This is a genomic window from Streptomyces sp. NPDC007991, assembly GCF_042958445.1.
Lineage (GTDB): Bacteria > Actinomycetota > Actinomycetes > Streptomycetales > Streptomycetaceae > Streptomyces.
In genome coordinates this window covers 396,937-408,656 of record NZ_JBIBJD010000004.1, presented here as the reverse complement: position 1 = coordinate 408,656, position 11,720 = coordinate 396,937, and the positions used below count along the sequence as shown (strand labels likewise).

Below are 11,720 nucleotides of genomic sequence, written 5' to 3'. Positions count from 1 at the left end.
TGCCTTCCATGGTCGTGCCTCTCATGGCAGGAAAGGTGGGGAACTCGTCATTGCGGCCATCTCCTGGCCCCCGAAGAATCGACGGCATGGCCCAGCGCACCGTTCTCGCCGTCCTCTTCGAGGGCGTGCAGAGCCTCGACGTCACCGGGCCCGTGGAGGTCTTCGCGGGCGCGGACCTGCTCTCGCCGGGCGCGTACCGGATCCGCACGGCGTCCCTCGACGGCGCGCCCGTACGGACCACCAGCGGTCTGACCCTCGTCCCCGACGTGTCCCTGGCCACCGCGCCCGACCCGGACATCCTCCTCGTCCCCGGCGGAACGGGCTCCCTGCGCCCCGACCCGCGCCTGGTCGGCTGGGTGCGCGAGCACGGGCCGCGCGCCGCCCGGCTGGTCTCCGTGTGCACCGGCGCGTACGTGCTCGCCGCGGCCGGCCTCCTCGACGGCCGCCGCGCCACCACGCACTGGGCGTACTGCGACCGGCTCGCCCGCGACCACCCGGCCGTCGAGATCGACCCCGACCCCGTCTACGTCCGTGACGGACACATCGCCACCTCGGCCGGTGTCACCGCCGGCATCGACCTCGCCCTGGCCCTGGTGGAGGAGGATCTGGGCCGGGACGCCGCCCTCACCATCGCCCGCCACCTGATCGTGTTCCTGCGCAGGCCCGGGAACCAGGCCCAGTTCAGCGCCCAGCTCGCGGCCCAGACCGCACACCGCGAGCCGCTCAGGGACGTCCAGCGCTTCATCACCGAGCGCCCCGACGCCGACCTCTCCGTCGAGGCCCTCGCCGCGCGCGCCCGCCTGTCGCCCCGCCACTTCGCCCGCGCCTTCCGGTCGGAGACCGGTATGACGCCGGGCCGGTACGTGGACCGGGTCCGCCTCGAACACGCCCGCCGTCTGCTGGAGGACACCGCCGACGGCATCGAGGAGATCTCCCGCACCAGCGGCTACGGCACCCCCGAGGCCATGCGCCGTGCCTTCGTCAAGGCTCTGGGCACGCCCCCGGCCGAGTACCGCCGCCGCTTCCGTACCGCGACGACGTCCTGAACCCACCACAACCGACCGGAAGGGTCCCATGCAGATCGCCATCGTCCTCTACGACCGCTTCACCGCCCTCGACGCCGTGGGCCCCTACGAGACCCTCGGCCGGCTCCCCGACGCGGAGACCGTCTTCGTCGCCGAGGAGGCCGGCCCCGTACGGAACGAGTCCGGCAACCTCGCCCTCGTCGCCGACCGGGCCCTGGCCGATGTGCCGAACCCCGACATCATCGTGGTCCCCGGCAGCCCCGGCCCGCTCCCGTTGGCGGCGGACGGCCCCTTACTCACCTGGCTGCGCTCCGCCGACGCCGGCAGTACCTGGACGACGTCCGTGTGCACCGGCTCCCTGCTGCTCGGTGCCGCCGGACTCCTCCGGGGCCGCCGCGCGACCTCACACTGGCTCGCCCTGGAGGAGCTCAAGCGCCACGGCGCCGAGCCGACGGGGGAGCGGGTCGTCACCGACGGCAAGTACGTCACCGCGGCCGGCGTCTCCGCCGGCATCGATATGGGACTGACCCTGCTCGGCCGGATCGCGGGCGACACCCACGCGCAGATCGTCCAGCTCGCCACCGAGTACGACCCACAGCCGCCCTACGACGCCGGATCACCCGAGAAGGCGCCCGCGCACCTCGTCGACCTGGTCCGCTCGCACTCCGGCGTCATCCTCACCTAGGGACACTCCACCCGAACCGCGGCTGTCTGCGCTCCAGGAACGCGGCGACGCCCTCCGCGGTGTCGCCGCTCTCGCGGGCCCGCGCGGCCCAGTGGGCGTCGCGGTCCGTGCTGCCGTTCGCGAACTCCTTGGCCGCGGCCTGCGTCAGCTGCGAACGGGACACCAGGACCCGGGCGAACCCGGCGACCCGCTCGTCCAGTTCACCCTCGGGCAGCACCTCGTCGGCCAGTCCGGTGCGCAGCGCCCGCTGCGCGTCGACCAGTTCGCCCGAGAACAGCAGGTACTTGGCGGTGGCCGGACCGACCAGGGACACCAGCCGCCTCGTCGAGGACGCCGGATACACGATGCCGAGCTTCGCCGGCGTCACCCCGAACAGCGCGCCCTCCTCGGCGAACCGCAGATCACAGGCCGCCGCCAACTGCGCCCCGCCGCCCACACAGTGCCCGCGCACCGCCGCCAGCGTCGGCTTCGGGAACGCGGCGAGCGCCTCCTCGGCCGCCACGGCCAGCCGCTGCGCCTCCTGCGGCGAGTCCCGCAGCGTCGAGATGTCGGCCCCGGCGCAGAACGTCCCGCCCTCGCCGGTGAGCACCAGCGCCCGCACGGCCGGATCGCCGGCGAGCCGCTCCAGCAGCGGCGGCAGGGAACGCCACATCGCGGCCGTCATGGCGTTGCGCTTCTCGGGATGGCGGATGACGACCGTCGCGACCGACTCGGTCACGCTGTACAGCAACTGCGGCTCCATGCGCCGGATGCTATCCGGATGCCAAACCCGTACAACCCGAATAGTTCGCCGAGACGGCACAAGAGGGACAGGACCAGTCCCACAACTGACCGTGTCATACGCCAACGGTCATAAGTGCTCGATAGTTGCTGACTTCTGTTCAGCCCTGGGGTGGGGAGCGCATCGTTACCAACACTCGGGGTGTGGCGACAATCGAGCGCGAGGGTGGCGACCGGACGATGGACGACGACGGGCGTGGGTTCGGCCCACGCCCAGAGGGCGGCGCGGCGCCCCTCGGCCCCGGGCCCGCGGATCCGCTGCCGTACGAAGGTGTCTGGCGGTTCACCGCACCGGCGGTCGACGCCTCGGTGCCGCAGGCGCGGCACGCCGTACGGGACCTGCTGCTGCGTCAGGGGGTGCCCGTCTCGGACGACCTGGCCCAGGGGCTGCTGCTGATCGTCTCGGAGCTGGTGACGAACGCCGTGAAGCACGCGGCGGTGCTCTCGCCGACCATCGCCGTCGAACTGGCCGTCGGCGCCGAGTGGCTGCGCGTGTCCGTGGAGGACAACCACCCGTACCGGCCGAGCGCACTGGAGACCGACCACGGCCGGACCGGCGGCCGCGGACTGCTGCTGGTGCGCGAGATCACCCGGGAGGCGGGCGGGATGTGCGAGGTCGACCACACCGCGAGCGGCGGCAAGGTGATCTGGGCCACCCTGCCGCTCAAACCCGGGCGCTTCCCCTAGGGCGTGTCCGCGGGGGCCGTCGTCACCAGCCGGCCGACGTGCCGGTCAGCTCCCTGATCGCCGGCCGGGCCGCGTCCAGGACGGTCATGAACCAGGACGAGAACGTGTCCTTGGCGTGCCGCTCCGTCAGCTCGGGCGGGGTCACGAACGCCGTCGACGCCACCTCCTGGGGATCCGGCCGCAGCACGGCCTGCACCATGCCGACGAAGAGGTGGTTGTACTCCTGCTCCACCAGACCGGACTCCGGGTCCGGGTGGTTGTAGCGGACCGTGCCCGCTTCGGCGAGCAGGGACGGGGAGGCGCCGAGCTCCTCGTAGGTCCGCCGGGCCGCCGCCGCGAAGGGCGCCTCACCGGGGTAGGGGTGGCCGCAGCAGGTGTTCGACCACACACCGGGGGAGTGGTACTTGCCCAGCGCCCGCTGCTGGAGCAGCAGCCGGCCGTACTCGTCGAAGAGGAACACGGAGAACGCGCGGTGCAACTGCCCGGGTGGCTGATGGGCGGCGAGCTTCTCCGCGGTGCCGATCGTCACGCCGTCCTCGTCGACCAGTTCCAGCAAAATCGCGTCTGCGGTGCCGTTCGACGGGCTGTGCGTCGCGGTGGCAGGTGTGATCGGCATACCCATCCTTCACATCGGTCTTCGCGCCCCAAGTCTGCCGTACGAATCCGGCACTCCCGGCACTTCGCGACGCGCCCGCATGTCCCGCGCGGTGGCGCGGAGGGCGGACGGTGTCGCTCGGACACCGCGAGAGGGACCCAGTAGGGGATCGTGCCCGGCGCGGTGGGCCGGAAATCGTCCCCGCCGGTGCGGTGAGCGCCAGGGCGCGGGCGCGCGCCGGCGGGCTGCGTACCCCGGCGCACACTCAGCTGAACACGCCCCACCAGCGTCATCAGCCCCAGAGGTCCCGGAAGCGAGCGGGTCAGTGGCAGAGGCGTGCCTCGTGCTCCGCGTGCCCGCCCGGCTCCAGCTGGAAGGTGCAGTGCTCCACGTCGAAGTGGCCGCCGAGGCAGTCCTGGAGCTCGTGGAGCATCTTCTCGTGGCCGATCGCGCTGAGCACGTCCGAGCTGACGACGACGTGCGCCGACAGCACCGGCATGCCGGAGGTGATCGTCCAGGCGTGCAGGTCGTGGACGTCCTCCACCCCGTCGGTCGCCAGGATGTGGGCCCGCACCTCCGCCATGTCGACACCCTTGGGCGCCGCCTCCAGCAGGACGTTCAGGGTCTCGCGCAGCAGCTTCACCGTGCGCGGCACGATCATCAGTGCGATGACGAGCGAGGCGATCGGGTCGGCGGCCTGCCAGCCGGTGAACATGATCACCACGGAGGAGACGATCACCGTGACCGAACCCAGGGCGTCCGCCGCCACCTCCAGGAACGCGCCGCGGACGTTCAGGCTCTCCTTCTGGCCGCGCATCAGCAGCGCCAGCGACGCCATGTTCGCGACCAGGCCGATGACACCGAACACGACAGCGAGGTGACCCTCGGTGTCCGCCGGAGTGACGAAGCGCTGGACCGACTCGTACAGGACGTACCCGCCGACCCCGAGCAGCAGCAGGCAGTTGGCCAGGGCGGCGAGTATCTCGGCACGGGCGTAGCCGAAGGTGGCCCGGTCACTGGGCGGCCGGTTCGCGAAGCGGATCGCGAGCAGCGCCATGCCCAGCCCCAGCGCGTCCGTCGCCATGTGCGCCGAGTCCGCGACGAGCGCGAGCGAGTCGGCGAGCAGCCCGCCGACGATCTGGACGACCACGATGCCGAGCGTGATCGCCAGCGCGCCCCGCAGCCTGCCGCGGTACGCCGAGGTCGCCGTACCGTCGGCCGCCGCGCCGTGCGCGTGCCCGTGATCGTGCCCAGCCCCCATGAAAGCCGCCCTCCGGTGTCCGTCGCTTGTGCGTCTGATCGTGCTCGGGCACCCCAGTGAACTACGGGGAGGGGGTATGCGCAACGCGGCACTGAACACCGTTGTCATCTGCCCTGACCTGCGGAAACGATGCGCAGGTCAGGCGCCCTCAGTGGATCGGGAGCCGTGGTGCAGCAGCCAGCCGCGCCAGGCCGACTCGGCCATCTCGCGCACCCCGCGCCGCGCGGTCCACCCGAGTTCCTCCGCCGCCCGGGCCGCCGAGGCGACCGCTCGCGGCGCGTCCCCGGGGCGGCGGCCCTCCACCAGCGCCGGCCGGCGGTCGCCGGTGACCTCGCCGATGACCGTGATGAGTTCGCGCACCGAGACGCCCTCGCCCCGGCCGATGTTGACCGTCAGATCGCCCGTGACGCCCCCGCCGTCGAGCCGCCGGGCCGCCGCGAGATGCGCCTCGGCCAGATCGGCGACGTGAATGTAGTCACGGACACAGGTGCCGTCCGGGGTCGGGTAGTCGTCGCCGAAGATCCTGGGCGCCTCGTCGCGCGTCAGCCGGTCGAAGACCATCGGGACGATGTTGAAGACGCCGGTGTCGGCCAGTTCCGGCGCGGCGGCGCCCGCCACGTTGAAATAGCGCAGACATACGGTGGAGATCCCGTGCGCCCGGCCCGCCGCCCGCACCAGCCACTCGCCCGCGAGCTTGGTCTCGCCGTACGGGTTCACCGGCGCGCAGGGCGTGTCCTCCGTGATGAGGCCCACACCCGGGTCGCCGTACACCGCCGCCGACGACGAGAACACGAAGCGCTCGATCCCGGCCCCGGCGGCCGCCTCCAGGAGGGTCGCCAGACCGCCGACGTTCTCCCGGTAGTACCGCGTCGGCTGCGCGACGGACTCGGCGACCTGCTTGCGCGCCGCGAGATGCACCACACCCGTCACACCGTGCTCGGCGAACACCCGTTTCAGCAGGTCACCGTCGAGCGAGGAGCCCTCGACGAGCGGTACGTCCGCCGGGAGCCGCGCGGGGACCCCGGCCGAGAGGTCGTCCAGGGCGAGGACGCGCTCCCCGGCCTCGCTCATGGCCCTGGCCACGTGGGCCCCGATGTAGCCGGCCCCGCCGGTGATCAGCCAAGTCATGGTCGCCCACCCTATGCGGACCCGGCCGGGCCCTGCCCGATGTCCTCGATGTCCGGTCTGGGGGCACGGTTTGTGGGGCGGGCCCCGGATCCACGATGATGATCGCGGCAAAGGCCTGTGCGAACCACGTCGATCCATCTGCCGAACAGGCGGTGAACGCGGCCCTCCCGGCATCCGATAGCCTCTGCCGACATGCCGCCCGGGAGCTTTCCGGCGCGGGCGCCCCCACCATGTACAGCACTGGCGCGGACGCGTCGGTACCCAGGGAGTGAATTCGGTTGTCGACCGCCATCCTCACCGGTCAGCCGGTCCCCGGATCGTCGATCGAGGGCGATCTGCGGTCCCTCGGCTTCGACGTGCGGGTCGCGGCCGACGCCGCCGAGGCCGAGACCCTGCTGGCCGGGGTGCCGGGCGAGGAGCGCGTGGCCCTGGTCGACGCCCGGTTCGTGGGGCACGTGCACGCGCTGCGCCTCGGGCTCACCGACCCCCGCTTCCCGCTCGCCGCGATCCCCGGCGCCGTCACGGCCCAGCCGGCCGGCCGCCAGGCCCTGACCCGGGCGATGGCCCGTGAGCACTCCGCGGGCGGCGGCACCACCCTGGTCGACAGCCTCGCCGACCGCATCGTCACCGCCCTGGACACCGACGGCACAGAGGTGCACCGCCCCGAACTGGGCAGCCTCGTCGCCGCCGTACCCGCCGACCCCCAGGCCCGCAACGAGGCACGGCAGGCGGTGGCGGACGTCGACGACGAGGCCGTACGCCTGAAGTCGGCCGTGAAGTCCCGCGACGGCTTCTTCACCACCTACTGCATCAGCCCGTACTCCCGGTACATCGCCCGCTGGTGCGCCCGCCGCGGCCTGACCCCGAACCAGGTCACCACCGCCTCGCTGCTCACCGCCCTCATAGCGGCGGCCTGCGCGGCCACCGGCGCCCGCGGCGGCTTCGTCGCGGCCGGCGTCCTGCTGATCGCCTCCTTCGTGCTGGACTGCACCGACGGCCAGCTCGCCCGCTACTCCCTGCAGTACTCCACGCTCGGCGCCTGGCTCGACGCCACCTTCGACCGGGCCAAGGAGTACGCCTACTACGCCGGTCTCGCCCTGGGAGCGGCCCGCGGCGGCGACGACGTCTGGGCACTCGCCCTCGGCGCCATGGTCCTGCAGACCTGCCGGCACGTCGTGGACTTCTCCTTCAACGAGGCCAACCACGACGCCACCGCCAACACCAGCCCCACCGCCGCCCTCTCGGACAAGCTCGACAGCGTCGGCTGGACGGTCTGGGTACGCCGCATGATCGTCCTGCCCATCGGCGAGCGCTGGGCGATGATCGCCGTGCTCACCGCGGCCACCACACCCCGCATCACCTTCTACGCGCTGCTCATCGGCTGCGCCTTCGCGGCGACGTACACGACGGCGGGCCGGGTGCTGCGGTCACTGACGCGCAGGGCCCAGCGGACCGACCGGGCGGCCGGGGCGCTCGCCGACCTCGCGGACAGCGGCCCGCTCGCCCAAGGCGTGGCGCAGGCCCTCAAGAAGCCCGCCCGCGGGCTGCCGGGCTTCGCGACCCCCGCACTCGCCCTCCTCGGCGGTCTCGCCGTGGTGCTCACGGCCGCGCTGACCGGCTTCGGCGGACCCTGGCCGATCGCCGCCGCACTCGCCTACGCCCTCACCTCCGGCCTCGCCGTCGCCCGCCCCCTCAAGGGCCCCCTCGACTGGCTCGTCCCCCCGATCTTCCGCGCCGCCGAATACGGCACCGTCCTCGTCCTGGCGGCGAAAGCCGACGTGAACGGAGCCCTTCCCGCGGCCTTCGGGCTGGTGGCCGCGGTCGCCTACCATCACTACGACACGGTGTACCGCATCCGCGGCAACGCCGGAGCGCCCCCGTCCTGGCTGGTGCGTTCCATCGGGGGGCACGAAGGACGGACGCTGCTCGTCACCGTCCTCGCCGCGCTGCTCACCGCCTCGCAGTTCACGGTCGCGCTCACGGTCCTCGCCGTGGCCGTGGCCCTGGTGGTGCTCGTCGAGAGCATCCGCTTCTGGGTGTCCGCTGGGGCGCCCGCCGTACACGATGAAGGAGAACCCGCATGATCGGCCTCGTGCTGGCGGCCGGCGCCGGACGGCGTCTGCGCCCCTACACCGACAGCCTTCCCAAGGCGCTGGTGCCGGTGGGGACCGCGGGCATAGAGGGCGAACCGACGGTCCTGGACCTGACCCTCGGCAACTTCGCCGAGATCGGTCTGACCGAGGTCGCGGTCATCGTCGGCTACCGCAAGGAAGCCGTGTACGAGCGCAGGGAAGCGCTGGAGAAGAAGTACGGACTCAAGCTCACCCTCATCGACAACGACAAGGCCGAGGAGTGGAACAACGCCTACTCCCTGTGGTGTGGCCGTGACGCCCTCAAGGACGGTGTGATCCTCGCCAACGGCGACACCGTCCACCCGGTCTCCGTCGAGAAGACGCTGCTCGCCGCCCGCGGCGACGGCAAGAAGATCATCCTCGCCCTGGACACCGTGAAGGACCTGGCCGACGAGGAGATGAAGGTCGTCGTCGACCCCGCCAAGGGCATGACGAAGATCACCAAGCTGATGGACCCCGCCGAGGCCACCGGCGAGTACATCGGCGTCACCCTCATCGAGGGCGAAGCGGCCGCCGAACTGGCCGACGCGCTCAAGACCGTGTGGGAGACCGACCCGCAGCAGTTCTACGAGCACGGCTACCAGGAGCTGGTCAACCGCGGCTTCCGTATCGACGTGGCGCCGATCGGCGACGTCAAGTGGGTGGAGATCGACAACCACGACGATCTCGCCCGTGGACGGGAGATCGCATGCCAGTACTGACCCGGCTCATCCCCTCGCCGCTGGTCGTGGACATCCGCCCGGGGGCCCTCGACGACCTGGCGTGCGTCCTCGCCGACGAGCGCATCTCGCACTCCGGCCGCCTCGCCGTCGCCGTCAGCGGCGGCTCCGGCGCCAGGCTGCGCGAGCGCATCTCGCCGAGCATGCCCGGCGCCACCTGGTACGAGGTGGGCGGCGGCACCCTCGACGACGCGGTCCGGCTGGCGAGCGACATAAAGGCCGGCCACTTCGACGCGGTCGTCGGCCTCGGCGGCGGCAAGATCATCGACTGCGCCAAGTTCGCCGCGGCCCGCGTCGGCCTGCCCCTGGTCGCCGTGCCCACGAACCTCGCGCACGACGGTCTGTGCTCGCCGGTCGCCACCCTCGACAACGACGCGGGCCGCGGTTCCTACGGCGTGCCGAACCCGATCGCGGTCGTCATCGACCTGGACGTCATCCGTGAGGCCCCGGTCCGCTTCGTGCGCGCCGGCATCGGCGACGCCGTCTCCAACATCTCGGCGATCGCCGACTGGGAGCTCGCGGCCCGCGTCAAGGGCGAGCGGATCGACGGACTCGCCGCGGCCATGGCCCGCCAGGCCGGCGAGGCCGTGCTGCGGCACCCGGGCGGCATCGGGGACAACGACTTCCTCCAGGTGCTCGCCGAGGCGCTGGTCCTCAGCGGCATCGCGATGTCGGTGTCGGGCGACTCGCGGCCGTCCTCCGGGGCGTGCCACGAGATCAACCACGCCTTCGACCTGCTCTACCCCCAGCGGGCCGCCGCCCACGGCGAGCAGTGCGGTCTCGGCGCGGCCTTCGCGATGTGGCTGCGCGGGGCGCACGAACAGTCGGCGTACATGGCCGAGGTGCTGCGCCGGCACGGGCTGCCCGTGCTGCCCGACGAGATCGGCTTCACGACGGACGAGTTCGTCAAGGCCGTCGAGTTCGCCCCTGAGACCCGGCCCGGCCGCTACACCATCCTCGAACACCTCGACCTGAACACCGAACAGATCAAGGACACCTACACCGACTATGTCAAGGCCATCGGTAGCTGAACTACGCCCCGTCGTTCACCCCGCGGGGGTGAAGGACCGGCGCAGCGGTGAGCACTGGATGGGACGCCTCTACATGCGTGAGGTGTCCCTGCGGGTCGACCGTTACCTGGTCAACACCCGGGTCACGCCCAACCAGCTCACCTACCTGATGACCGTCTTCGGTGTACTCGCGGCCCCGGCACTCCTCGTGCCGGGGATCCCGGGCGCCGTGCTCGGCGTGGTGTGCGTCCAGATGTACCTCCTGCTGGACTGCGTCGACGGCGAGATCGCGCGCTGGAAGAAGCAGTACTCGCTGGACGGCGTGTACCTGGACCGCGTCGGCGCCTACCTCACGGACGCCGCGGTGCTCACCGGCTTCGGCCTGCGCGCCGCCGACCTGTGGGGCAGCGGCCGGATCGACTGGCTGTGGGCCTTCCTCGGCACCCTGGCCGCGCTCGGCGCCATCCTGATCAAGGCCGAGACCGACCTCGTCGGCGTCGCCCGGCACCAGTCCGGAAAGCCGCCGGTCCAGGAGGCCGCCGCCGAGATCCGCTCCTCCGGCATGGCGCTGGCCCGCAGGGCCGCCGCCGCGCTCAAGTTCCACCGCCTGATCCTCGGCATCGAGGCGTCCCTGCTGATCCTCGTCCTGGCCATCGCCGACCAGGTCCGCGGCGACCTGTTCTTCTCCCGGCTCGGCGTGGCCGTGCTGGCCGGCATCGCGCTGGTGCAGACCCTGCTGCACCTGGTGTCGATCCTCGCTTCGAGCAGGCTGAAGTGAGCGGTATGAAGGTCGGCGCCGTCATCATCACCATGGGCAACCGCCCCGACGAGCTGCGCGCCCTGCTCGACTCGGTCGCGGGGCAGGACGGCGACCCGGTCGAGGTGGTCGTCGTCGGCAACGGCTCGCCCGTCCCCGACGTCCCCGAGGGCGTCCGCACGATCGAACTGCCCGAGAACCTCGGCATCCCCGGCGGCCGCAACGTCGGCATCGAGGCCTTCGGCCCGGCCGGCCGGGACGTCGACATCCTGCTGTTCCTCGACGACGACGGCCTGCTCGCCGGCCACGACACCGCCGAGCTGTGCCGCAAGGCCTTCGAGTCCGACCCGAAGCTCGGCATCATCAGCTTCCGCATAGCCGACCCGGACACCGGCGCCACCCAGCGCCGCCACGTCCCCCGGCTGCGCGCCGCCGACCCGATGCGCTCCTCCCGGGTCACCACCTTCCTCGGCGGCGCCAACGCCGTGCGCACCCGGGTCTTCGCCGATGTCGGCGGCCTCCCGGACGCGTTCTTCTACGCCCACGAGGAAACCGACCTCGCCTGGCGGGCCCTCGACGCGGGCTGGATGATCGACTACCGGTCCGACATGGTGCTGTACCACCCGACGACCGCCCCCTCACGGCACGCGGTCTACCACCGTATGGTCGCCCGCAACCGCGTCTGGCTCGCCCGGCGCAACCTCCCCGCGCCGCTCGTCCCCGTCTACCTCGGCGTGTGGCTGCTGCTCACCCTGGTACGCCGCCCCTCCCGCTCCGCCCTGCGGGCCTGGTTCGGCGGGTTCCGCGAGGGCTGGACCACCTCGTGCGGGCCACGCCGTCCCATGAAGTGGCGTACGGTGTGGCGGCTGACCCGGCTGGGCCGGCCCCCCGTCATCTGACAAGCTCGTATCCGGGAGTATCCGGGACCACCCGAGAGCACC

Annotated in this window: 12 protein-coding genes; 8 read left to right on the top strand and 4 right to left on the bottom strand. The window is 72.1% G+C overall.

Features of this window, described 5'->3' with window-relative positions; genetic code table 11:
* The first annotated feature begins 86 nt into the window (after positions 1-86).
* Together ACFZDA_RS13465 and ACFZDA_RS13460 are read left to right on the top strand one after the other, a co-directional pair.
* Complete coding sequence (locus ACFZDA_RS13465) at positions 87-1,046, top strand: DJ-1/PfpI family protein (protein ID WP_391079474.1); 960 nt, start codon at positions 87-89, stop codon at positions 1,044-1,046.
* 28 nt (positions 1,047-1,074) lie between these two features.
* A complete protein-coding gene (locus ACFZDA_RS13460; RefSeq protein WP_391079471.1) occupies positions 1,075-1,710 on the top strand; it encodes a DJ-1/PfpI family protein in 636 nt (211 codons plus the stop codon).
* On the opposite strand, the gene ACFZDA_RS13455 is transcribed toward ACFZDA_RS13460, so the two are convergent.
* Positions 1,703-2,452 carry an enoyl-CoA hydratase-related protein gene (locus ACFZDA_RS13455; RefSeq protein WP_391079470.1) on the bottom strand — a complete coding sequence of 250 codons (750 nt, stop codon included), beginning with the start codon at positions 2,450-2,452 and terminating at the stop codon, positions 1,703-1,705. The two genes, ACFZDA_RS13460 and ACFZDA_RS13455, sit on opposite strands and share 8 nt — an antisense overlap.
* 218 nt (positions 2,453-2,670) lie before the next feature.
* On the opposite strand from ACFZDA_RS13455, the gene ACFZDA_RS13450 reads away from it, so the two are divergent.
* Positions 2,671-3,177: an ATP-binding protein gene (locus ACFZDA_RS13450; RefSeq protein ID WP_391080140.1), complete on the top strand. Its 507-nt coding sequence runs from the start codon at positions 2,671-2,673 to the stop codon at positions 3,175-3,177.
* A 22-nt stretch (positions 3,178-3,199) separates the two neighbouring features.
* Here ACFZDA_RS13450 and idi read toward each other — a convergent pair whose 3' ends face one another.
* The 3 genes from idi to galE all read right to left on the bottom strand — a co-directional run bounded on the left by idi (position 3,200) and on the right by galE (position 6,161).
* Positions 3,200-3,793 carry an isopentenyl-diphosphate Delta-isomerase gene (gene idi / locus ACFZDA_RS13445; RefSeq protein WP_391079467.1) on the bottom strand — a complete coding sequence of 198 codons (594 nt, stop codon included), beginning with the start codon at positions 3,791-3,793 and terminating at the stop codon, positions 3,200-3,202.
* 301 nt (positions 3,794-4,094) lie between these two features.
* Positions 4,095-5,033, bottom strand: coding sequence for a cation diffusion facilitator family transporter (locus ACFZDA_RS13440; RefSeq protein WP_391079465.1), 939 nt, complete (start codon positions 5,031-5,033; stop codon positions 4,095-4,097).
* Between the two features lie 138 nt (positions 5,034-5,171).
* Positions 5,172-6,161 (bottom strand): UDP-glucose 4-epimerase GalE, encoded by a 990-nt coding sequence (gene galE / locus ACFZDA_RS13435; protein ID WP_391079463.1) that lies wholly within the window; start codon positions 6,159-6,161, stop codon positions 5,172-5,174.
* 278 nt (positions 6,162-6,439) lie between these two features.
* Between galE and ACFZDA_RS13430 the strand changes: the two genes are divergently transcribed.
* Genes ACFZDA_RS13430 through ACFZDA_RS13410 form a run of 5 tightly spaced genes read left to right on the top strand, consistent with a single transcriptional unit; the run spans position 6,440 to position 11,678 of the window.
* Positions 6,440-8,245: a DUF5941 domain-containing protein gene (locus tag ACFZDA_RS13430; RefSeq protein WP_391079460.1), complete on the top strand. Its 1,806-nt coding sequence runs from the start codon at positions 6,440-6,442 to the stop codon at positions 8,243-8,245.
* Positions 8,242-8,994, top strand: coding sequence for a sugar phosphate nucleotidyltransferase (locus ACFZDA_RS13425; protein ID WP_391079457.1), 753 nt, complete (start codon positions 8,242-8,244; stop codon positions 8,992-8,994). Before ACFZDA_RS13430 ends, ACFZDA_RS13425 begins: the two co-directional genes overlap by 4 nt.
* Positions 8,982-10,043 carry an iron-containing alcohol dehydrogenase gene (locus ACFZDA_RS13420; protein WP_391079454.1) on the top strand — a complete coding sequence of 354 codons (1,062 nt, stop codon included), beginning with the start codon at positions 8,982-8,984 and terminating at the stop codon, positions 10,041-10,043. The genes ACFZDA_RS13425 and ACFZDA_RS13420 overlap by 13 nt, the downstream gene beginning before the upstream one ends.
* The gene (locus tag ACFZDA_RS13415) at positions 10,021-10,800 is read left to right on the top strand and encodes a CDP-alcohol phosphatidyltransferase family protein (RefSeq protein WP_391079451.1); all 780 of its coding nucleotides are present in this window, start codon (positions 10,021-10,023) and stop codon (positions 10,798-10,800) included. Before ACFZDA_RS13420 ends, ACFZDA_RS13415 begins: the two co-directional genes overlap by 23 nt.
* A 5-nt stretch (positions 10,801-10,805) precedes the next feature.
* Positions 10,806-11,678: a glycosyltransferase gene (locus tag ACFZDA_RS13410; RefSeq protein ID WP_391080137.1), complete on the top strand. Its 873-nt coding sequence runs from the start codon at positions 10,806-10,808 to the stop codon at positions 11,676-11,678.
* Positions 11,679-11,720 lie beyond the last annotated feature (42 nt).

Bases quoted from the DNA above. Each gene is read 5' to 3' on its own strand.
- idi (WP_391079467.1), bottom strand. From the start codon at position 3,793: ATGCCGATCACACCTGCCACCGCGACGCACAGCCCGTCGAACGGCACC.
- ACFZDA_RS13420 (WP_391079454.1), top strand. From the start codon at position 8,982: ATGCCAGTACTGACCCGGCTCATCCCCTCGCCGCTGGTCGTGGACATC.
- ACFZDA_RS13465 (WP_391079474.1), top strand. From the start codon at position 87: ATGGCCCAGCGCACCGTTCTCGCCGTCCTCTTCGAGGGCGTGCAGAGC.
- ACFZDA_RS13410 (WP_391080137.1), top strand. From the start codon at position 10,806: ATGAAGGTCGGCGCCGTCATCATCACCATGGGCAACCGCCCCGACGAG.
- ACFZDA_RS13440 (WP_391079465.1), bottom strand. From the start codon at position 5,033: ATGGGGGCTGGGCACGATCACGGGCACGCGCACGGCGCGGCGGCCGAC.
- ACFZDA_RS13450 (WP_391080140.1), top strand. From the start codon at position 2,671: ATGGACGACGACGGGCGTGGGTTCGGCCCACGCCCAGAGGGCGGCGCG.
- ACFZDA_RS13415 (WP_391079451.1), top strand. From the start codon at position 10,021: ATGTCAAGGCCATCGGTAGCTGAACTACGCCCCGTCGTTCACCCCGCG.
- ACFZDA_RS13425 (WP_391079457.1), top strand. From the start codon at position 8,242: ATGATCGGCCTCGTGCTGGCGGCCGGCGCCGGACGGCGTCTGCGCCCC.
- ACFZDA_RS13455 (WP_391079470.1), bottom strand. From the start codon at position 2,452: ATGGAGCCGCAGTTGCTGTACAGCGTGACCGAGTCGGTCGCGACGGTC.
- galE (WP_391079463.1), bottom strand. From the start codon at position 6,161: ATGACTTGGCTGATCACCGGCGGGGCCGGCTACATCGGGGCCCACGTG.
- ACFZDA_RS13460 (WP_391079471.1), top strand. From the start codon at position 1,075: ATGCAGATCGCCATCGTCCTCTACGACCGCTTCACCGCCCTCGACGCC.